Below are 20,851 nucleotides of genomic sequence, written 5' to 3'. Positions count from 1 at the left end.
GTCCCGGAGTGTGCCGTATTACGGAATGCGCCTCGAGTCTGGGAGTGAGGCTGCCGTGTAAATGATCAAGGACGATTCAGGACATCGCGGTCCCCTTCTGTCCGGCGGCAGGCCACCTGGTGGAGAAGCGGCGCCCCGCCCCCGTCGTTCTCAGCGGTGTGAACGGCATGCCTGGGAAGCTGGGAGCGTCCCTCAATGATCGACTTCCTCGAGCGCAACGTCTTCGATCCCCATCCCGAGCTGCTCATCTTCGTCACCGTCGCCCTGGGCTTCCTTCTCGGACGGATCCGCTACCGGACCGTCGCCCTCGGCTCGGTCACCGGGTGCCTGGTGGCCGGACTGCTGCTGGGCGCCCAGTTCAAGGTCGGCATCGACGACACGGTGAAGAACCTCTTCTTCACCCTGTTCCTCTTCGCCCTCGGTTACAAGGTGGGCCCCCAGTTCTTCCGGGGCCTCCGCAGCGGCGGAGTTCCGCAGGTGGTGAACGCGCTCGTCGTCTGCGTGGCGGGACTCCTGGTGTCCTGGGGTTTCGCCGTCATGCTGGACTACGGACCCGGGCTCTCGGCCGGCCTCCTCGGCGGTGCCCTCACCCAGTCCGCCGTCATCGGTGTGGCTCAGGACGCCATCGGGAACCTGCCAGGTCTGTCCGCCTCCCGGATCAAGGCCGAGGAGAACTTGGTCGCCGTCGGCTACGCAGTCACCTACCCCCTCGGCACGATCCTCTGCGCACTGCTCCTGGCCGACGTACTGCCTCGGGTCTACCGGCGCGACCTGGCGCAGGAATCGGCCCAGCTGGCCAAGGAACTGGACACACCCGACGACGCCCCCGACCAGGCGGAGGGCTACTACGAGGTTGTCCTGCGCGCCTACCGCCTCGATCGTCCTGAGCTGGCCGGCCTGAGCATCGGCGACTTCGAGCGACAGCAGGAGGAACTCGGCCGCAGGATCTACCTCACCCGGGTCCGGCGCGACGGACAGATCATCGACCACACCCAGGAAACTGTCCTGCGCCAAGGCGACGTGGTGGCCGTGAGCGCGCTGCGCGGCTCCCTCACCGACTTCGATCCCCGCTCCCACCTCGGGCCGGAGACCGACGACGTCGAACTCCTCGGTTACCGCACCGAGACACTGCACGTCGTCGCCTCGAACAAGGAACAGTTGGGCCGAACCGTCGCGCAACTGCGGCGCGAGCCCTTCATGACAGGTGTCTTCCTGGACCGCTACTACCGGGCGGGCGCGCAGTTCCCCTACCGTCTGTCCACCGTGCTCGAACACGGCGACACCCTCGTCCTCACCGGTCCCCGCCGCCTGGTCGATCCTGCGGTCAGGGCCATCGGCAAGCCGGTCCCCACCTCCTACGCCACCGACATGCTGTGGGTCGGCCTCGGAGTGTTCCTCGGCGGCTGCGTCGGCATTCCGGCGCTGACCGTCTCCGGGGTGCCCATCTCCCTGTCCACCTCCGGCGGCGCCCTGATCATGGGCCTCGTCTTCGGGTGGATCCGCGGCAAGTACCCGACCTTCGGCAACGTCCCGCCGGGTGCCCAGTGGTTCATGGACACCCTCGGGCTGTGCCTCTTCGTCGCAGTCGTCGGCATCAACGCCGGGCCCAGCTTCACCGGCGGACTCTCCAGCGCCGGCTGGGGACTGCTGCTGTGGGGCGCGGCCGCGACCGTCGTCCCCCTCCTCGTCGGCTTCCTCGTCGGCCACTACATCCAGAAGATCCGATTCCCGGTCCTCATGGGCGTCCTCGCCGGCGGACAGACCACCACGGCGGCGATCGGCGCCGTCAACGAGCAGGCCCGCTCACAGATTCCGACCCTCGGCTACACCATCCCCTACGCCGTGGGCAACGTGTTGCTCACCATCTGGGGAGCGGTCATCGTCATCCTCCATCACTGATGCAAGGACACCCCGCCGTGCCCGGGGATCCGTTTCACCCGTGAGGAGATCCGCACCCTCGCACAGCTCTCCCCGTTCAGGCTCAAGGACAAGTCCCAGGTCCAGATGCTCACCGAGCACTTCGCCTTCGACAGCCGACATGCGCGGGCCGACAACCCGCTGCAGCGGGAGAACGGCTGGACACTGACGGAGGAAGCCGGCCACGCAGGTCCGGACCGGCTCCACCGCCCGCCGAACCGGATCGAGTGGGACGCCGACCTGGTCCACTGCGAACGACGACGCCACCGTCCCTCAGCACCGTTGCAGTACCGGACGAGTACCGGTGCCGAGTGAGCGGACGGCCGGTGTCGTTCATGGCGGCGGCCACCACCAGCGTTCGTACGCGGTGAAGGGCTTGGCGTGGCTGCCCGAGCGGATGGCGATGATCCGGTCCTCGTACGGAGTAGGTCGTCGACGGAGCCCGTGCTGTCCCGGAATGCGCGGTCCTCCGCTTCGTTGCCGGTGGCGCCGTCGAAGACGTACAGGACGTCTCCGTACTTGGAGGATCTCTGCGTGGCCATGACCTGGCCGGCCTTCGCGTGCAGTCCCTGGACGACGTAGGCGGCGCCGCCGATGCCTGCCTGCCACAACTCGTCGCCGGTCTTCAGGTCGAACGCCGCGAGGAGCCCCCGCTTGCCGCCGTCGGTGAACGCGAAGAGCCGTCCGTCGGAGACGGCCACGTCGGTGCCGATCGAACCGAAACTGTCGCCGGTGACCTGGATCCGCGCCCCGAGACGGCCATCCGGCCCGAAGGTGAGGAAGGCGTCGATGCCCCGGACGCCCTCGTCCACCCGCAGCACGATCGGCTCTCGGCGGCCGTGATCGTCACGCTTGCGTCGGTGGTGACACCGTGGCGGGTGCCGAGGGACGTGGTCCACTGTTCACTGCCGTCGGCCAGGTCGAAGGCGGCCAGCTTCATTTCCCCGCCGCAGGCCAGCACGGCCAGGACTCGCTTCGACACTGTGGCCGCCCGGAAGGCGGCGCAGCCCTTCGGTACCTCGGCCGTCCAGCGCGCGGAGCCGGTGTGCAGATCGACGGCGCGGACGGCGGGGGCGTCCTTTCCGGTTCCGGTGTCGAGGACCACGGAGAGTCCGCCGCCCACGGCAAGGGCGCCGATGCGGTTGTAGGTGTCCCCGTTCGCCAGGACGAGGGCGGTGTGCCACAGCTCGCGGCTGTCGGTGAGGTCGAGCGCGGCGACGGTGGAGCATCCCCCGTCGGGGTGCTGGGGCTTTCGTCGTACGCGATCAGCACGTGGGTGCCGTCGGCGGTGGAGCTGGTGGCGCAGATGTCGGTGCGGCGAGGCGGGGTGAACTCCCACCGCTTTCTGCCTGATGCGGCGTCGAAGCCGGTGACGGCGTCGTAGCGGGCGCGGACGAGGGTGTCGCGCACTAGCCAGGCCTGGTGGGTGCTGTCCTCGGGTGCCTCATTGTTGGCCGGGGTCTCCCAGGCCGTTCGTCATCGACGACCCCGGCCAGTAGCCCGTGTTGCCCAGGAACAACCAGGCGATGCCGACCACGATCGCGAGCAGGATGCCGAGTGCGGTCAGGCCACGGAGTACGGATCGCCACGTTCTCGGCGCTGCCGTGCCGCCTCTTCGGTCGCTGTTCGTTCGCTCCGACATACGGATCCCCACCCCTGGTCCAGCCACTCGGATGGCGTACAGCGTATGGGACCGGTGATCATCAGCGTCGCTCAAGGAGACGATGGCGGACCGCGAGAAGGCAGCGACGTCCGTTGAAGGAAGCCGCTGATGACAGCGCCCACGTACCGACAGCGGCGACGTGCCGCCAGGTGCCCGCCCGGGTCGACCTGCCCGCCCAGGAGCACGCCGTGCTCGAGTTCTGGGAGCAGTAGAAGATCTTCGCCAAGGTCGGCCGGCGCACGCGGCAGGGAAAGCCCGCCTCGAACCAACATGCGTGGGACTCGGAGAAGACTGAAGCGCTGTTCAGAAGAAGCTCGGCGTTACCCGGGGCAGACGCAGAAGCTCACAGAAGATGCTAGGGTTTCCATGGAAGTGGCAACCAGGCCACTCCTGGAGATCGGAGGAGATGCGCGATGACGGTCGTGGTGACCACCGCTGTGTGCGGTGCCCGACTCGTTCGCATCTCTCGGGTCTCGGCCTGACCTTTCCTCTGCCAGCCTCCCATGTGCGGGAGTGGTTCCGGCACGTCTGACGTCCGGCGAGACCCCCTCTCAAGGGTCTCTTCAATTGTTCAACCCACACGCTTCACACCCATCTGCTCTCTCCCGCCCCCCGGGCTTCCCGACCTTGGTCGCCTACGGCTGGGATACGGAGCGTGAGCGGTCCTTCGGTCCGTCGAAGGACGCGGGACTGATCCCTGGCCGTGTCGTGCGTACCGAGCGCGGTCTGTGCGACATCGCCGCCGAGACCGGTCCAGTCCGCGCAATGGTCCTCCCCTCCTCAGGCACCGGTGACCGGCTGGCGCCGTGCACCGGCGACTGGGTGGCCGTCCGGCCGGCGGGCGCGGCGACGTCCGCCACCGTGGTGGAGGTGCTGGAGCGACGGACCGCGGTGGTCCGCTCCACCTCGTCGCGCACCTCGCAGGCCCAGGTGCTGGCCGCGAACGTCGATACCGTGGCGGTAGCCGTCTCCCTCGCCGACCCGCTCAAGCTGGGGCGGATCGAGCGGATGCTCGCCCTGGCGTGGGAGAGCGGCGCCGTGCCTGTGGTGGTGCTGACCAAGGCCGACCGGTGCACCGATCCCGCGTCCGCGGCCGCCGAGGTGGCCGAGGTCGCCCCGGGTGCGGAGGTGCTGGTCACCAGCGCCACCACCGGCGAGGGCCTGGACGTGCTGACCGCGGTCCTGTCGGGCACGGTCGTCCTGCTCGGGCCCTCGGGCGCGGGCAAGTCCACGCTCGGTAACCGCCTGCTGGGCGAGGACCTGCTGGCCACCGGCGCGGTGCGCGGCGGCGACGGCAAGGGCCGGCACACCACCGCGTGGCGGGAACTGCTGCCGCTGCCCCACGGCGGGGTCCTGCTCGACACCCCAGGCCTGCGCGGCGTGGGCCTGCACGACGCCGACGAGGGCCTGGAGCAGACCTTCGCCGAGATCACGGAGCTGGCGGACGACTGCCGCTTCGCGGACTGCGCCCATGCCACCGAGCCGGGCTGCGCGGTTATGGCCGCCGTCGAGGAGGGCCGTCTCGACCAGCGGCGCCTCGACAGCTACCACCGGCTGCGGCGCGAGAACGCCTACGCCGCGGCCCGCACCGACGCGCGGCTGCGCGCCGAGCTGGAGCGGCCCCTGAAGCAGATCTCGCGCCAGGTGCGCGCCCTCAAGCGGTCCCCGAATTTCAAGGCATGACGGAAAGGAATCAGGTCATGGACCTTCCCCGCATCTTCACCATCCGCGAAGGCAACCACCGCATCCACAACCCGCTGACCGCGGACCAGTTCGCCGTCCTGGGCGAGTCCCTCCGCCTCCCCGCCGGGACCCGCGTGCTCGACCTGGCCAGCGGATCGGGCGAAATGCTGTGCACCTGGGCCCGCGACCTGGGCTTCACGGGCACCGGGGTCGACATCAGCACGCTCTTCACCGAGCAGGCCCGGGCCCGCGCCGCCGAACTCGGCGTCGCCGACCGGGTCGAGTTCGTCCACGGTGACGCCGCCGGCCACGTCGCCGAACAGCCGGTCGATCTGGCCGCCTGCGTAGGCGCCACCTGGATCGGCAACGGCGTCGCCGGGACGACCGAACTGCTGCAGCGCAGCCTGCGGCCTGGAGGAATGATGCTGATCGGCGAGCCGTTCTGGCGGCAGCTCCCTCCGGACGAGGAGACCGCCAAGGCATGCCACGCCACCTCCGTCGCCGACTTCCTGCTCCTCCCCGCTCTGATCGGGCGGTTCCAGGAACTCGGATACGACGTCGTGGAGATGACGCTGGCCGACCGGAACAGCTGGGACCGCTACGCCGCAGCCCAGTGGCTCAGCATGCGCCGCTGGCTCGACGAGAACCCGGACGACGAACTCGCTCCCGAGGTGCGGGAAGAGCTCACCACCGAGCCCGCCCTGTACGCCCGTTACGGGCGTGAATACCTCAGCTGGGGCGTCTTCGCCCTCATGAAGCGCTGACGCTCCCGCCCGAGTGGGGCCCAGACGTCAAACCGTCCGGACCCCACTCGGGACGCTTCGTCACCACGGCGATCAAGCCGACGGCGAGGGCGAGCCGACACCCTTCGCCTCCGCGCAGGCCCTGACCTGCCTCTCGACCGGGGGCCGTCGGGACGAGTCGGCGCAGTGCCGAACGGCGAGACGCTGCTCGCCCTGGCCTCGGCCTGCACGCCGCGTCCCTGACCGGCGACCAACCCAGCCTGAAGGGGGTCTCCCTCCGCCCGGCCCTCACCCCGGAAGGCGCGACTCGTGAGCGCGAACACCACCGCCGGCCCGACACGCTCGCCACCGGCACCGAGGTCGCGGGCGGCCCTGGGACCGCTGACCGCCCGCTCAAGTCCTGCCTCCGCACGCCCTCGCTGCGGTCCGATGCCCGGCCTGAACCCCGTCTCCGAGGCCCCGCCGTCCGGGCGCTCGTCGCCGCCGCCATCCTGCTGGGGACGCTTCCTGCTGCCTGGAGGCACCGTCGTCCTGGCCGCTCAGGCCACGGCGCTCACCGGACTCTCTCTTCCCGCTGCTCACGGGCGCGTTCCTCATGATCATCCAGGAGGGGAAGCTGTCCTCGGCCACCCTTGGCGGTCGCTACGTCGACGTGCCGGCGGCAGCGACAGCGGCAGCGGTGGCAGCAGGGACGGCGGGAGGCGGCGTCGAGACAGGGTTCACCGCCCGTGAGTCAGGCTGGATCAACCGCATCGGTGCCGCCGCGGCGGCGCACGCGCAGGGCAACGGCTGCCACCGCGAGCGCGCCGAGGGCCGCGAGGGTGTCCGTGCTCCCGGTCCACCCGGAGAAGTGGAGGACGGTGACGAGCGGTGCGGCGGCGAGTGTGAGATGCGCCGTGGTGCGGATACGGGTGAACGCCTGCCGGCCGGCCAGGAACAGGGCTGCGGCCAACGGCACTCCGAACCTCCACGGGAGGGACAGGCCTGTTCCCAGCGGGTCGGTGACGGTCAGGATGCCCACCAGAAGAACCGCCCACACCGCCACGGCCAGCACGCCTGCCCTGCTCCGCGCTCGGGGGGCCGGACGCAGGTCGGGCGGACACAGCAGCGGAAGTGCGGCGGCCAGGACGGGCGTGATCAGGAACGCCGCGAAGTCCCACCGCAGATCCGACGCCGTGGGCCAGGCCGGGTACAGGAACGTCACCGAGCTTCCCAGCGCGCCGGCGACCGAGCAGAGGGCACCCGACAGGTACGGCCCGGCCAGAGCGATCACGGCGCCGATCAGGGTCAGCAGGTAGCAGCCGTTCAGGATCGTCGCGATCGGCATGCCGCCGCCCCCCGCCCCCATGACGTACCAGTTGCTGGTGCTCTCATGGAGGTTGAACGCGGCGTAAGCGGCGGTCACGGCCAGAGCGAACGGCGCGGCCACCGCGAAGAGCCGCCCCCCGGGACGGGACGATGTGAGGCCCAGCCGCATCCGGAGGGCGTGCGCGACGACGTCGGCGGCCTCGCGGGAGCGGGCCCGGCGTCCCGCTCCCGCGGTCGCTTCGCGGTAGGCCTCGGTCATCTCGTCCCCGAAGGCGCGGCGGAAGCTCTGCGGGTACAGGTGCAGCAGCACGGGGTTCATGCGGTGGCCGCCTTGCCGAAGCCGCCCAGGCGCCGGGTGGCCTCACGCGCGGTGGCCGCCATCCGCTCGGCCTCGGCGGCCAGGGCGGCGCGCCCGGGAGAGGTCAACGCGTACGTGCGTCGCAGCCGGCTGTCCACGATTTCCTCCTGGCGCACCTCGATCCACCCCTGCTGCAGCAGGCGCTCCAGCGCCCCGTACAGCGTCCCGGTCCGCAGCTTCACCCGCCCGTCCGAGATCGCCTCCACCTCGCGTGCGATCGCGTATCCGTGGCGTGGCTCGTCCGCGAGGGCGGTGAGGACGAGCAAGGTCGGTTCTTGCAGAGCTCGTTGAGTCATGGTGATCAACATACTAAGTTCACCGGCATATGTCGATTGCTGATGAGTGTGGTCGCGGACGACGTTGTGGTGACGTCGAGGACGTCGTAGCGGTAGTCCGCCGCGTCCTCGTACCGGGTCAGTTGCACGTACAGCCCACGAGGGGTGCCCGCCGCGCCCGATGGACTCGTGCAGCTCGCGGCGGAGGTCGTCCGGGCCCTCGCCCGCCGTGGCCGCGGCTTCGGCGTCCTTCCCGTCCTTCACGCCCTGGTCGGACTCGAAGTGGGAGAGGCGGGGCGGGCGGACGTCCTCCCGCGCGGGCCGGCAGGAGCCCGGCGCTGCGCGGGCGCCGCCCGCACCGTCCGGCACAGGCCCGGTTCCCGTTCCCCGAGCGGCTGCCCACAGCACGTCCAGTTCGTGTCCGGGGCCTGAGCCGTGCGGCGAGTTGGCCTTCGGCGGCACCCGTCGCCGCGCCTTCCGCGCACGCCGCTCACCCCACCCGGGCGGTTTCCGGCGGACACTCGGTCAAATGACCCGGAAGAAGTCGGCGACGGCGTGGACGTCGGTGAGGTCCTCGATGGAGACGAGGTTGTCGCACAGCGCCCGGAGGACCGAGTCGGTCTGGCCGACGCGTGGCGCGCCGACGGCCACGCCGAAGACCCGGAAGCCCAGCCGGTGCTTGGCGTCGTTCCATTCGCGCGTCCACTGCTCGGTGACGCCGCAGTCGTCGCCGGTGGGCATCACGATGTCGCCGCGTGCCCGGGCGGCGTCCTCGAACTCCTCCTCCAGCAGTTCGCGGGCCGCCGTCAGCGGCGTCTGGTAGCTGGTGCCGCCGCCGAGAAAGCTCTCCGCGAAGTCCAACTTCCGGGCGATGTCGACGGGCCGGCAGGCCGGGAAGCGGAAGACCTGGATTCTGCCGGCGGCGGAGAACAGGATGCCGACGAAGTCGCGATCCGCGTGGCGGGCCTGATCGAGCAACGCCAGGGCACACGCCTTGGCACACGCCTCCCGGGTGATCCCGCCGGGCCCTGCCTCGTACATGGAGTGTGAGGTGTCCACGCACGCGATGACGGCACCCCGGCCGGTGGCCTGCTCTCCCTGACTGTCGTAGAGCATCAGCTCCCCGGCGGCGTAGCGCGCGGCGAACACCGCACGCAGCTCGGGCAGGCCGAGGTTGGTCAGTTCGGCGGGGACGACGCGGGAGAGGTCGTCGCCGAGCGTGACGCCGACCAGCTCCCCGGTGGCATTCTCCACCTTGCGGGCGCGCTCACCGTCGGCCATCTGCCGGAATCGGCCGATGAGTTCGGCCCACCGTGCGAGACGGCCGGTGCGCAACCGCTCGGCGAGCCGGGCGCGCCGGTCGAACGGCATCCGCTCCAGCTCGCCGGGGGCAACGCCCCATGTCCGCATCAGAGTCGCTTCCTCCTGCACGGCCTCGGTGGCCTTCGCCGCGGCGTTCCGCGCGGCGGCTCGGACTCCGGGGACCGTCGCCCCGAGGGCCTGCTCGGCGTCCCTGGCCGCCTGCCGGGCGGCGACCTCGGCGGCCTCGATCGCCCGCCGCACGGCGTCGGCGGCCGGGGCCGGCACCATGCCGTCCTGCCCGGCCTCGTCCGCGGCCCGCTGCAGCGCCTCGCCGACGGCCCGCGCCGCGTCTTCGGCGTTCTGCTGTGCCCTCTTCGCCCGCTCGGCCTGTTCTCGGGCGTGGCGGGGACGCTCCAGCATCCCACGCAGCGCGCCGGCCTGGGCGAGCACGGCCATGGCGGTGGCGTAGGAGTCGCCCGCCGTCTCCCGGCGCAGCTCCGCGAACTGCGACTCCAGGACGGCGAGGACGTCGATCCCCGGCGTCGAGGTCTCCGGCCACAGAGGCCGGCGGTGCAGCCGTGAACGTCCTTCGAGGGTGTCCGCGGTGCATCTCAGGAACGCGGATGATCATCATGCCCGACCGTGCGGCGGCATGTGCGCTCGTCCGCGCGCGCCTGCATCCGCATGGTCCAGTAGCTCGGAATGACCGGGTGACCCACATCGCGTCCGCCAGGTCGGTGAAAGGAAGCACGTCCATGGGTCTTCATTTGATCGATGTGTCACTGAGCGCCGTCAGGGTTCCGGCGGCAGAGGGTACGGCCCTGCGCCACGGCTGTGAGCCTCAGTTGCCCCTCGCTACGTCTCCGCCGCGCGCCGAAGGCATCGGACCCTCACGCGTGTTCGCCCTGCGTCCACAGCCGGCTGCGGCACGAGTCCGCCTGCGCCCCGCAGAGAAAGACGGAGATCATGTGGACCCCGTCCTTCCACCGCTGTCTGCTCCGAGGCCCTGATGGCCAGTGTTCTCGTCTTTCCGGGGCTGGGTGGCCAGCACCGCGGTATGGGCGCCAGTCTGTTCGCCCGATACCCGACGATGGTCGAGCAGGCCGACGAGGTGCTCGGATACTCTCTACGCACTCTCTGCGCGGGCGACTCGCGGCGCCCGCTCACCCGCCTTCTGTACGCGCAACCCGCGATCTTCGCCGTCAACGCTATGGCCGGCCGCCGCTGGACGGAGGAACGGGGCAGTAACCCCTACTGCGCGCTTGGCTATAGTTTGGGGGAGTTGAACGCTCTCTTCGCTGCCGGTGTGCTCGACTTCCGTGACGGCCTGAGTCTGGTGGTAGAGCGTGCCCGTGCGACGGAAGCGATCACCGCCGGTGGTATGGCTGTGGTTGTGGGACTCACGCCCAGTGAGGTACGGGACTGCCTGTCGTGGCGGTTCTTGGAGGGACTCGACATCGCGGCGATCAACTCGCAGCGGGAGGTGGTCCTGGCAGGACCGCGTGTGCAACTGGGCATTGCTGCTGCCGCGTTACAGACAGCGAGGGCCGTCCAAGTAGTTCCCCTTGACGTCAGCGTTCCGTTCCACTCCCGGTACATGTCCGAGGCTGCCGCGCGTATGACCCGAGCACTGGCGGGCGTCACCCTGAGCAAGCCGATCTTCCCGGTCATCGCCAACCGCACCGCCCGACCGTACCGGACTGGCAGCCTGTCAGTGCATCTTGCTGCACAGCTCACCGAATCCGTGCTGTGGTACGACTCCCTCAGGTACATCGTGAAGCACTACCCGCACTGCACCTTTCATGAGGTGGGCCGAAGCGGAATGCTCACAGCCGCGGTCGGCAACGAGCGGCTCGCGCCGCACGACGCGCCGCTCATCACCCCAGTGCGATGGCAGTGAGCTCATTGAGCCATCAGCGAGTCCCCCGTCCACGCCAGCGCGGTCTCCACCTGCTCGCTGAACGCACACCGGGACCGCTCTGAAAGTGTGCGCGAGACCGACCAGTCCGATGCTGATGCTGTGGGCGAGGCTGTCGCGGTGCTGGATGCCGTCGGCCAGGCAGTCGTCGATGCTGAGGGTACGGAGGTGTGCGACCAGGACGCCGACGGCCATGTCGCTGATCACGCGGGTGGCCGAGACGCTGGGGCGCCGGTGGTGGCGCAGGCCGTCAGGCTCAGCTGAGGAATGATCACGATCTTGGTCGCAGAGCTGCCCTGGCCGAGACCGGACGCGATCGAGGCTGTGGCAGTGACCGTCGCTGTCCCGTCGACGGCGCGCACCACGGTGGTGCCGACGTAGGTGGCGGTACTGGTCCGGCCGGTGTTCCAGGTGTACGTCTCCGAAGACGTGGCGGTCGGGGGAGTCAGCGCGAGGAGACAGCTGAGTTCCTGCACGCGAGAGGCCGCGGGGCCGAGCTGGCAAGTGCGGCGCGCATGCGGGTTTCTCCTTGTCCGGTGCGACGGTGCCGCTGCGGGCACACCGGGAACGGCAAGCCCCGGGTGGTCAGGACGCAAGGACCGATGACTCTCCACAGCCCAGCCGCGTGGGTTCCGCGCCACAGCACCACCTCATACCTTCCCGGCATGCCTCCGCGTGCGCCATGGCCCTGCCGGGTGACGCGTGCCTTCCGGCTGGAGGGTGCGAGAACTTCCTCCGCGCAGAACACCCGTGCGAGAGAGCGACAGCAGCACCTCGCGCACGCCGAACCTCACGAGCGGGTTCTTCGCGGCTTCGCCGCAGGCCACACCACGACGGCATGCCGTTCGTGCTGCAGGAACGGACGCCGGCCGCACAGGAAGCACCGGTCGGATCGCCGCGGGGGACCTGCCGGACGCGTCACCGTCAGGGCCACGCCAGCACCCTCCGACAGGACTATGGCTCTCCCCTGCGGCCTGTTCGACCCTCCAAGAGGGACGGGCGCTCCATCCGGCGCCCTCACACCGCTTGGAGGAACTATGCGCATGCTCATACGCGCCGCCGTGACGGGGGCCGCCGTGCTCGCCGTGACGGCCGCGTCCGCCACGGCCGCATCCGCGGCCGCGCAGACCAACGCCAACGGCACCTTCTACTTCTCCGGTCTGCTCGGCGGCGCCGGCCAGATCAACAACCCCACCCTCGGCCCCTGCTACGTCGTCGACCTGCTCTCGCTCAGCGGCACCAACAACACCGATGCCGTCGCCACCGTCTACAGCGACATCAGCTGCGTCGTACAGGGCTTCCGCATCAACCCCGGCAACTCCTTCAACAACTTCCAGTACGCCTCGGTCAAGTTCAGCGCCGTCGAGTAGTGCCCGGTGCGACGCGGGGCAGCGCGGGATCGGCCCGCTGCCGCCGGTGGGGAGGCGGTGAGCACGGCCCTGCTCACCGCCTCCCCGTTCGCGCAGGCAGGCCGCGGGCCGCGGAGATGCTCTTCCGGGACAGCGTTCTGTGGCCGTGGGACCAGGGAACGACCCGTTGTATCGCCCACCCCGCCGGTTGGGTCGTACTTTTCCCCTCGGTGGCCGGCGGCCCTCCGATCGGATCGGATTCCGTCCGAGGAGCACCGCATGACATCAACGCCTGAGCAGGGCTGCCCTGCTCTCGACACCTCCGGCAACATGCTGCACGCGCAGGTGGCCCTGGTGCGGTTGTCGTTCCAGCAGAGCCTCTTGCACACCTACGGCTCCGAGCACCGCGCCGCCGTGCGACACCGTCCTTCTCGCCCCGTCGGGTGACAGCCACGCGTCCCCTGTTCAGGCGGACAGCTGAACAACTGGCCCCACGCCCCCCCGGCGATGGAGCCCGGAGCCGTCGTCCGACCTCACCCGCGGGCCTGGGGAGGGCATGGCCGTGCCCATGGCCGCGCAGAGCAGACCACATCCGCCACGCCGAGCGAAAATGTGCCCTGCCACGCGGAAAGCGCCCAGGAGCAGGAACACGACGCCGTCGACGATCTTGTGCGGCGCCGACGTACCCGGGGGCCGGGCGGTGGGGGAGCGGCACCGGGGCGCGCCGGGACGGGAACGGGACATGACGAGTGTGCCTCCCCGCACGACGAACGGAAGAGCCGGCGGACAGGCATGCCGGGCCGGCCGCGAAGACGTGGTGCTGCTGGCCGCAAACCCGACCCGGGCGGACACAGTTCGCTGTACCAACCGCCGGGGGCAGCAGCGCGCCACACTCGCGCCACCGCGCCGGGCCCAGGCGCACCACTGCCCGGGAACCTTGCCGGGCGCCGACGTACGTTCTGATGCGCGCGTGCGCGTCGAAGAGCGGGGGACCGGCCTCGCCAACCGGCACCGGCCGGCCCTGCGTCACGGCGATCGTGTCACTCCGCCCGGGCCCGCACCGCGCCTCCGTCGGCTGCGCCGCCGCCGGTCCCTCGCAATCTTCTCCGGCCGCCCTCGACCGTTGTGCCGCGCCGTGACCGGACACCAGAGGGGGCGGTCCCACAGGAGGACGGACCCGGGCCCGGCGGGTACCCGCGGCACTTCTCTCTCCTCTGACGGGTCTGCTCCGCCGGCACCAGACTCCTGGCCGAAAAGAGGAAATCCGGCGGTATGGCGAGCCGGGGCCCCGTGCTGCTCGGCGGCCGGGCATCCCGCGGCGTCGCACCCCTCAATCGAGTGACGGCGGATCGGTTGTGCGCGAATGCGACCGTCTGTGGCGGCATTCACGGCACGTGATGCCCGCCCGGTGACGAGCGTGGTGTGGGCTACGCCGCAAGTCTGGCGATTCTTGAGGTGGGCAATGTCAGCCTGCGCACGTCACCGCAGCTCACAGCAGAGTGCATCGGACCGGCGAGCCAGTACCGCTGCCGAGCCAGAGGCAAAACCCACCCCCAGGCCCTTTTCCGCTTCGCCCGCCAGCGCATCAAAGCGGCCTGTTCGCCATGCCCTGCGACGGACCCTTCTACGACCCAAACCCAACGAATCGCTTGACGAAGGACAGAGGGACCCGCGCACGAATCGGAGACCGCCGGCGACGGCCGGCGGCCTCCGGGGCCTGCCTGTGACGCGGTACTGCTGCGGGGCTAGAAGACGCTGAGGCCGTACAGGCTCAGCGGCCGGGTGACCGGCTCGTAGAACGTGGTACCGCCGGTGGTGCAGTTGCCGCTGCCGCCGGAGAGCAGGCCGTAGGCGGTGTTGCCGGCGAAGAGCGGGCCGCCGCTGTCGCCGGGCTCGGCGCAAGCGTTGGTCTGGATCGTGTTGTAGACCAGCTGGCCGTTGCCGTAGTTGACGGTGGCGTTCAGGCCGGTGACGCTGCCGGTGCGGTAACCCGTGGTGCTGCCGGAGCGCTCGATGCGCGTTCCGACGGTCGGGCTGCCGGCGTTGACGATGTCGCGGTACGTGCCGTTGTACAGGTACACGCGGCCGTCGGATGCGGCGGGGTTGGAGTGCTGGATGACCCCGTGGTCGTAGGTCGGGAAGACGGTCTGGCCCGGCACCGCGGTGCCGATGCTCCAGCTCGACCGGCCGCTGGTGCAGTGTCCGGCGGTGAGCGCGAAGTTCGTGCCCGCGGAGTTGCGGACGTTGAAGCCGAGGGAGCAGCGGGCGCCGGAGGAGGTGATGGCCTCCCCGCCGGCGATCAGACGGCTGAACTTGCCCGGGGTGCGATTGATCTGCAGCGCCCCGGACTGCGCGCCGGCCGCCTTCCTGATTTTGTTGATCTCCGCAGCCGAGACCGTGCTGTCGGCGGTGACGACTATCTTGCCCGACGCCTCGTCGGTGTACCAGGCCGTGCCGCCGACGTCGGCGGTGAGCACCGCGTCGCCGACCCGGGCGAGCTGGGCCGAGGTGGGCTTCGCGTCCGCGGACGCCGACGCCATGGCGGTGGGGGTCACCAGCGCGGACACGGTCGCCAGGGCGGCGACGACGGTGGCGGCACGGGCTCTTCGGGAGGCGCCCGACGACAGGCACGTCTTGACCTTCACTTGTCCTCCGGTGTGGGGTCGTGGGTCCGTTGGATGTCCGGGCCCTTGGGTCACGTCTGCGGCAGTCCTGCGGACGGCGCGGGCGTCCTGGAGGTGCCGCATCGGTACCTGAACCTTCGCCGTGCTGTGCCCCTGCCAACAAGCGCGGCTTCGGACGCTTCGGCGAGAGCCCGGGGGTGCGCAAGCCGGTTGGCAAGGAAGGGGCTCTTGCAGGATCCCGACCACAGGGCGAGACGACGGCGAACTGACGGGCCACCAGGTGATGGCCCGTCGAACGCCCCGGATTCCGGCAAGGTGCCGGGGGTACGGCGACCGGTGGGTAACGCGCCATCCATCGCGGCGCACCGAACTCTCCGGCGCCGCCGACTCCGCACGACGGTGTTGCTGCTCAGGTCGCCGCCGCCCCCCGGCGGGCGGTGCGGTCGCGCCGGACCGGCGGAAATCATGGCCGATTCGTAAAGATCACGTGGAATATTCCGGTATGCCGTGTGATGTGGCGGGAGAGGCCGGGTCCATGCCACGTCCTCCGTCCGTCGTCGGCGCCGGGACGAGAGGAAGGCCGCGCCGTCCCGCGCGCGTTGTGGCGGAAAGGCTCGCGGCGACCAACCGGAAACCGAACCCGTATGGGCGGATTGCCCCTTGCGGCGCCCCCAGGCCGGTGGCCGGTTCGACAGCGTCGGTCGAAAGCGTTGTGCCAGGGGAGACCTACCTCGCGGCGGCCGACGTCCTCGGCCGCCTGGTCGAGAAACTGCTGCCCTGCACCGGCGGGGAGGCCGGCCTCGTCCCCCTGTTCCTGCGTCCCACAGGGCAGGAAGCAGGCAGCTTCGCCGACGAGGAGTTGGAGAGGCGTGCGACGTCTTCCCACCTTTCGGCCGTGTCGCCTTCCAGGAGGGCGGTGACGTAGTCCTGGTCGAGTTCGAGGCCGCCGCGCGTTGTGCCGACTGGCGCACCATCCGGCTGCCCTGCCCTGCCCTGCCCTGCCCTGCCCCGCGCCCGGCCAGCGAGGTGACGGGCGCACTCCCGGGTGGCTGTCGGCGCGCGGGTCCGGCCGTCGGTGGTCAGTGAGCGTTTCAGCGTGGCCACCGATGGGGTGATGGTCTTGGTGCCCGCAACGAACAGGGCCCCTGTGCCGTTGGGTGAGGGGTTCGAAGTCTCGACCTGCCCCCTGCCCCGGTCGAGTGGGTCACGATGGTCATCGTCACCCGTGAAGGTGAACGCCGCCGGCTTCGGCATATCCGTCGGCACCGCCCACGCCTACACCACCGCCGCCGTGCGACTCCTCGCCGACCGGGCATCGGGCCTGCTCAAGACCCTGCGCGAGCACAACCGGGACTACGTGCTCCTGGACGGCACGCACCCACGGCGAGTGCGACCGCCCGGGCGACGGACGCGCCGACCACTCGCACAAACACCGGCGCCAGGGCGTGAACGTGCAGGTCGTCACCGATCCTGACGGACGGCTGCTGTGGATCTCCCCGGCTCTTCCAAGCCGCGCCCACGACCTGACCGCAGCACGTACCCACCGCATCGTCCGGATCTGCGAACGCCAGGGTTTCCCGATTGTCGCCGAGCGCGCCTGAATCGGCGCGAGTCCCTGGGGCACCACTGCCGCCCGAGGCCCACCCAACGGCGACCGAACGGACGCTCAATCGCGCACTCGCCCACGGCCGTACTCCCGTCGAACGAGGCGTAGCGCGACCCAAGTCCCGGCGGATCCTCCGCCGAAGCCGCTGCAGCCCGCCCCGCATGACGGTCATCGCTGCCGCGGTGCTCACCCTGGAGAGGCAACGCTGGAAACGCTCACTGTCTCACCCCCACCGGCCCACCCGCAGCGCCACGACGGCCGCGGTGATGCGCCCCAGCAGCCGACGTCGCCCCATCGCCCACCCCAGGCCCGTGTTCCGGTGCGTGCCCTGCCAGGTCACCTGCAGCGGCGACGAGGTCGACTGCTGGTCCTGCGGTCGACCCGCCGGCACCAGACACGGCCACCCCGGCGCCGCCCTCCTCGGCCGTCTCCACGACCTCGCCTGCGGTGACGAACTGCGCGGCGCCGCTGTGGCCGGCGCTGTTCTGGCCGTATCGGCGAGGGTGTGGCCCGGCGCCGGGCGCCGGTTACCTGTGCCGGGGGCGGCGCACCGGTGCGCGGCCCGGCGGCTGCTGCGGCGACGGCCGGTGGGCTACCGGCGGCAGGTCCCGAACCACCGGCTTGTCGGCGGAAAGCGTGAACGACTCGCCGTAGTGCACGATCTCCAGCGGCTCACCGGTCACAAGGGCGTACGTCGCGGTGCTGTGGTGCACCTCCACCCGCAGCCGGCGGCCGCGAAAGAGCAGCCGGAACACTATCCGGCTCAGCTCCTCGGGGAGCCGGGGCGCGAAGCGGAGGCGGCCGCCGTCGAACAGCCGCATCCCGCCGAACCCGGCCACCAGCGCGGTCCAGGTGCCGGCCAGGGAAGCGATGTGCAGTCCGTCGCGCGCGTTGTTGTTCAGGTCCTCCAAGTCGATCATCGCCGACTCGCCCAGGTAGTCGTAGGCGAGCTGCAGGTGCCCGACCTCGGCGGCGATGATCGACTGGCCGAAGGCCGACAGCGACGAGTCGCGGACCGTCAGCGGCTCGTAGTAGGCGAAGTTGCGGGCCTTCTGCTCCAGTGTGAAGGCGTCGCCGCGCAGGTACATCGCCAGCACCAGATCGGCCTGCTTGACCACCTGCTTGCGGTAAAGTTCGAAGTACGGGTAGTGCAGCATCAGCGGGTACTGGTCCTGGCCTGTGTTCGCGAAGTCCCAGACCTGGAGACGGGTGTAGCCCGCCGACTGCTCGTGCACCCCGAGGTCCTCGTTGTAGGGCAGCGCCATCGCGGCCGCCGCGTCCCGCCAGGCCGCCGACTCCTCGTCGGTCACCCCCAGCGCCGCCGCGTGCCGCGGATGCCGCTCGGCGGCGTCGGCCGCTGCGACGAGATTCGCCTGCGCCATCAGGTTGGTGTAAATGTTGTCGTTACCGATCGCGCTGTACTCGTCCGGGCCGGTGACACCGTCGATGTGGAAGGCCCCCGCGTGGTCGTGGTGGCCCAGCGAACGCCACAACCGAGCGGTCTCCACCAGCAACTCGAGCCCTGTGTCGCGCTCGAAGTCCTCGTCGCCGGTCACCGCCACGTAGCGCACCACCGCGTTCGCGATGTCGGCGTTGACGTGGAAGGCCGCGGTGCTGGCGGGCCAGTAGCCGGACGCCTCCTCGCCGTTGATCGTCCGCCAGGCAAACGTCGCTCCCTGCAGACCCAGGTGACGGGCCCGCTCCCTCGCCGCCGGTAGTGTGTTGCGCCGCCAGCGCAGCATCTCGGCCGCGGCGCGGGGCGAGGTGAAGGACAGCAGCGACACCACGTTGGTGTCGGCATCCCAGAGGGTGTGCCCGTCGTAACCGGACCCGGTCAGGCCTTTGGCGGGGATGGCCCGCTCCTCGGAGCGCGCGCCCGCCTGCAGGACGTGGAACAGCGCGAAGCGCACCGCGTGCTGGATGTCGGTGTCGCCCTCGACCTCGACGTCGGCGCGGTCCCAGTAGTCGTCCAGGTACGCTCGCTGCTGCTCCAGCAGGCCGCGCCACCCGGTGTCGAGTGCGCCCACCAGCGCCCCGTCGGCCTGATTGCGCAACGCCGGCAGCGACCGGCTCGCCGACCAGCTGTAGGCGACGAACTTTTCCAGCCGCAGCCGCTCGCCCGGGCCGACCACCGAGGTCACGGTCAGCCGGCTCACGTCGTCGTCGGACTCCGCGGACACCTGCGTGGTACCGGACGGGCCCTCGATGCGGTGATCGGCGGCGACCGCCATCCGCAGCCCACTGCGGGCGGTGGAGTGCGAGAGGCGCAACCGGGTGCCCGAGGCGGAGTGCGCCTCGCTGCGCATCGGTGTCTGGGGCGCGACCGAGGCACGGGGATCGCCGGCCGACTGCGGGACCTCCTCGTTGGCGACCAGCTCGGACTGCACCACCAGACGCACCTCGCTGTCCAGCGGCTCCACCTCGTAGGCGATGGCGGCGACCGCCCGCTGGCTGAAGGACACCAACCGGGTCGAGCGCACCCGCACCGTGCGCCCGGCAGGCGAGACCCACTCGCACTCCCGGTACAGCACCCCCGCGCGTAGGTCCAGCTCGCGCCGGTGCGAACGGACCGTGCCGTAGCGCACATCGAACGGCTCGTTGTCCACCAACAGCCCGATCAGCTTGCCGTTGGTGACGTTGATGAGCGTCTGACCTGACTCCGGATCACCGTAGCCAGGCTCGGCGTACGGCAGCGAGTGCGTCTCCTGCAGCCCGTTGAGGTACGAGCCGGGCGAGCCGTTGGGCTCACCCTCGTCAAGGTTGCCGCGCCAGCCGAAGTGGCCGTTGGCCAGCGTGAACACCGACTCGCTCTGCGGCAGCAGGTCGATGTTCAGTTCCAGCTCCCGCAGGCCCCAGGGCAAGATCTCGTACGCCGGGTCGGTGATCACTTCGCGACTCCCAGCAGGCCGCCGATGGCCTCGGCCACGATGCCGGCACTGTGCCGGCCCGGCACGTCGGCCCGTCCGGTGCGGTCCACGCCCACCACGCAGCCGAACCGCCCTGCCCGCCCGGCGTCCATGCCGACCAGCGCGTCCTCGGACATCACGCGCGCGTCCGCCCCGGCATCCAGGTCGCGGACCGCCCCCAGCAAGGTGTCCGGCTCGGGCTCGCCCCGCAGGCTCCGCCCGCGGGCCACGACGCCGTCGATCCGCACGTCGGTCAGCTCCTCGAGCCCGGGGCCACCAGCTTGTCGCAGCATTTGGCTTCGGAGGGGACCGCAGCGGTGTTCAGCCCCGCGGCGCGCACCGCGTGCAGGCATCACCGAGCCGGTGCAGGGCGTGACGCCCCCCTCCCCGGATCTTCTCCAGCACCAGCAGGTCCCTGGCGGTTGCCGATGCCGTGCACGGTGTCCAGCTCGGACGGGTCGTCCTCCTACCCCTCGGGGATCCGATGCCGCGCGCGGCGAGGAAGCCGCGCACCCTGTCGGCACGGGGCAGGCCGTCGACGTGCGCGCCCTTTTCCTTGGCCGAGACGGTGAGCTGGAAGTCGGGCCCCCCGTAGTGCTCAGCACCGCGTCGCAGGTGTCCCTCCACGCCGCGGCGCGCACCAGGCCCGTCGGTGTGAGGACCCCTCCGACCTCGAGAAGGCAGGCACGGAGGCCCTTGGGCAGGACAATTCCGGTCATGACGCAGCATTTCCCGATTACCTCGCGGGGTATGCCCGACGGGCCGGAAGACCACTCGACTTGCCGAACGGATGAACGGTGCCGTCAGGCGGCCCGGCCAGGAGCACGCGGTGTATGTCGCGGCGGAGAAGGACACCCTGCGGGCTGCTCTCCGCGTGGCTCGTGGTGGGTGCCGAAGCGATAAGGAGCGCTGGGGCAGGGAGGGGGCTGGAGGCGGCGACTGGCCGTCCGCGGTCCTGCCAGGGCGCCCGTTCGCAGCCGTCTGCTGGTACTGCCGGCATGGTCTTCGGCGTGCGGCCTCCGCGCCTGCCTCGTCGGGCCCGCTCGGTAATCGCCTGGGCGATGCCCTTGCGGCGGAGCCAGGATCGGATCGCCTACGAGCGGTATCCCTTGTCGCTCGAGACGTGATCGGGCCGGACCCGAGGCCGCCCTGGTCCGGTCCGGGGCACTCGGGACATGGTCGAACGAGGCGACGCCCGC

13 protein-coding genes and 2 pseudogenes are annotated in these 20,851 nt (G+C 70.7%); 7 read left to right on the top strand and 8 right to left on the bottom strand.

Annotated features, from left to right (window positions below; translation table 11 throughout):
- Window positions 1-195 precede the first annotated feature (195 nt).
- On the top strand, window positions 196-1,899 hold the full coding sequence (aspT, locus tag ABZ836_RS09445) for an aspartate-alanine antiporter (protein ID WP_361140949.1): 1,704 nt from the start codon (window positions 196-198) through the stop codon (window positions 1,897-1,899).
- A 643-nt stretch (window positions 1,900-2,542) separates the two neighbouring features.
- Here aspT and ABZ836_RS09440 read toward each other — a convergent pair.
- The gene (locus tag ABZ836_RS09440; RefSeq protein WP_361140947.1) at window positions 2,543-3,256 is read right to left on the bottom strand and encodes a PQQ-binding-like beta-propeller repeat protein; all 714 of its coding nucleotides are present in this window, start codon (window positions 3,254-3,256) and stop codon (window positions 2,543-2,545) included.
- A gap of 1,089 nt (window positions 3,257-4,345) precedes the next feature.
- Between ABZ836_RS09440 and rsgA the strand changes: the two genes are divergently transcribed.
- Both rsgA and ABZ836_RS09430 read left to right on the top strand, forming a co-directional pair.
- The gene (rsgA, locus tag ABZ836_RS09435) at window positions 4,346-5,263 is read left to right on the top strand and encodes a ribosome small subunit-dependent GTPase A (RefSeq protein WP_361140945.1); all 918 of its coding nucleotides are present in this window, start codon (window positions 4,346-4,348) and stop codon (window positions 5,261-5,263) included.
- Between the two features lie 17 nt (window positions 5,264-5,280).
- Window positions 5,281-6,027, top strand: a complete 747-nt coding sequence (locus ABZ836_RS09430) for a methyltransferase domain-containing protein (protein ID WP_356132666.1) — start codon at window positions 5,281-5,283, stop codon at window positions 6,025-6,027.
- A 712-nt stretch (window positions 6,028-6,739) separates the two neighbouring features.
- Here the strand turns inward: ABZ836_RS09430 and ABZ836_RS09425 are convergent.
- From ABZ836_RS09425 to ABZ836_RS09415, 3 genes and pseudogenes are all read right to left on the bottom strand, one after another.
- Window positions 6,740-7,633, bottom strand: coding sequence for a hypothetical protein (locus ABZ836_RS09425; protein ID WP_361140943.1), 894 nt, complete (start codon window positions 7,631-7,633; stop codon window positions 6,740-6,742).
- Window positions 7,630-7,968, bottom strand: a complete 339-nt coding sequence (locus ABZ836_RS09420) for a helix-turn-helix transcriptional regulator (protein WP_356132662.1) — start codon at window positions 7,966-7,968, stop codon at window positions 7,630-7,632. The genes ABZ836_RS09425 and ABZ836_RS09420 overlap by 4 nt, the downstream gene beginning before the upstream one ends.
- Window positions 7,969-8,472: 504 nt before the next feature.
- Window positions 8,473-9,777 (bottom strand): annotated as a pseudogene (locus ABZ836_RS09415) (VWA domain-containing protein); the annotation flags it as partial.
- A gap of 481 nt (window positions 9,778-10,258) precedes the next feature.
- On the opposite strand from ABZ836_RS09415, the gene ABZ836_RS09410 reads away from it, so the two are divergent.
- The 3 genes from ABZ836_RS09410 to ABZ836_RS09400 all read left to right on the top strand — a co-directional run bounded on the left by ABZ836_RS09410 (window position 10,259) and on the right by ABZ836_RS09400 (window position 12,963).
- Complete coding sequence (locus tag ABZ836_RS09410; RefSeq protein WP_356132660.1) at window positions 10,259-11,149, top strand: acyltransferase domain-containing protein; 891 nt, start codon at window positions 10,259-10,261, stop codon at window positions 11,147-11,149.
- 1,061 nt (window positions 11,150-12,210) lie between these two features.
- A complete protein-coding gene (locus ABZ836_RS09405; RefSeq protein ID WP_356132658.1) occupies window positions 12,211-12,537 on the top strand; it encodes a hypothetical protein in 327 nt (108 codons plus the stop codon).
- 258 nt (window positions 12,538-12,795) lie between these two features.
- A complete protein-coding gene (locus tag ABZ836_RS09400) occupies window positions 12,796-12,963 on the top strand; it encodes a hypothetical protein (protein ID WP_356132656.1) in 168 nt (55 codons plus the stop codon).
- A gap of 1,298 nt (window positions 12,964-14,261) precedes the next feature.
- On the opposite strand, the gene ABZ836_RS09395 is transcribed toward ABZ836_RS09400, so the two are convergent.
- Window positions 14,262-15,092, bottom strand: coding sequence for a S1 family peptidase (locus tag ABZ836_RS09395; protein ID WP_356132988.1), 831 nt, complete (start codon window positions 15,090-15,092; stop codon window positions 14,262-14,264).
- A gap of 1,257 nt (window positions 15,093-16,349) precedes the next feature.
- Between ABZ836_RS09395 and ABZ836_RS09390 the strand changes: the two are divergent.
- Window positions 16,350-16,952 (top strand): annotated as a pseudogene (locus ABZ836_RS09390) (transposase family protein); the annotation flags it as partial.
- Between the two features lie 17 nt (window positions 16,953-16,969).
- Here the strand turns inward: ABZ836_RS09390 and ABZ836_RS09385 are convergent.
- The 3 genes from ABZ836_RS09385 to ABZ836_RS09375 all read right to left on the bottom strand — a co-directional run bounded on the left by ABZ836_RS09385 (window position 16,970) and on the right by ABZ836_RS09375 (window position 19,945).
- Window positions 16,970-17,137 carry a hypothetical protein gene (locus ABZ836_RS09385; RefSeq protein ID WP_356132654.1) on the bottom strand — a complete coding sequence of 56 codons (168 nt, stop codon included), beginning with the start codon at window positions 17,135-17,137 and terminating at the stop codon, window positions 16,970-16,972.
- A gap of 136 nt (window positions 17,138-17,273) precedes the next feature.
- Entirely contained in the window at window positions 17,274-19,634 is a 2,361-nt protein-coding gene (locus tag ABZ836_RS09380) for a glycosyl hydrolase family 65 protein (protein ID WP_361140940.1), read from the bottom strand.
- Window positions 19,631-19,945, bottom strand: a complete 315-nt coding sequence (locus tag ABZ836_RS09375; RefSeq protein WP_361140938.1) for a hypothetical protein — start codon at window positions 19,943-19,945, stop codon at window positions 19,631-19,633. Before ABZ836_RS09375 ends, ABZ836_RS09380 begins: the two co-directional genes overlap by 4 nt.
- Window positions 19,946-20,851 lie beyond the last annotated feature (906 nt).

Source organism: Streptomyces sp. NPDC047130 (assembly GCF_040643475.1).
Classification (GTDB): domain Bacteria; phylum Actinomycetota; class Actinomycetes; order Streptomycetales; family Streptomycetaceae; genus Streptomyces.
Note: the sequence above shows the minus strand (reverse complement) of the source record. Positions and strands in the feature narration are given on the sequence as shown.

Coding starts and splice junctions, on each gene's coding strand:
- aspT (WP_361140949.1), top strand. CDS start 196: ATGATCGACTTCCTCGAGCGCAACGTCTTCGATCCCCATCCCGAGCTG.
- rsgA (WP_361140945.1), top strand. CDS start 4,346: ATGGTCCTCCCCTCCTCAGGCACCGGTGACCGGCTGGCGCCGTGCACC.
- ABZ836_RS09430 (WP_356132666.1), top strand. CDS start 5,281: ATGGACCTTCCCCGCATCTTCACCATCCGCGAAGGCAACCACCGCATC.
- ABZ836_RS09425 (WP_361140943.1), bottom strand. CDS start 7,633: ATGAACCCCGTGCTGCTGCACCTGTACCCGCAGAGCTTCCGCCGCGCC.
- ABZ836_RS09420 (WP_356132662.1), bottom strand. CDS start 7,968: ATGACTCAACGAGCTCTGCAAGAACCGACCTTGCTCGTCCTCACCGCC.
- ABZ836_RS09410 (WP_356132660.1), top strand. CDS start 10,259: ATGGCCAGTGTTCTCGTCTTTCCGGGGCTGGGTGGCCAGCACCGCGGT.
- ABZ836_RS09405 (WP_356132658.1), top strand. CDS start 12,211: ATGCTCATACGCGCCGCCGTGACGGGGGCCGCCGTGCTCGCCGTGACG.
- ABZ836_RS09400 (WP_356132656.1), top strand. CDS start 12,796: ATGACATCAACGCCTGAGCAGGGCTGCCCTGCTCTCGACACCTCCGGC.
- ABZ836_RS09375 (WP_361140938.1), bottom strand. CDS start 19,945: ATGCTGCGACAAGCTGGTGGCCCCGGGCTCGAGGAGCTGACCGACGTG.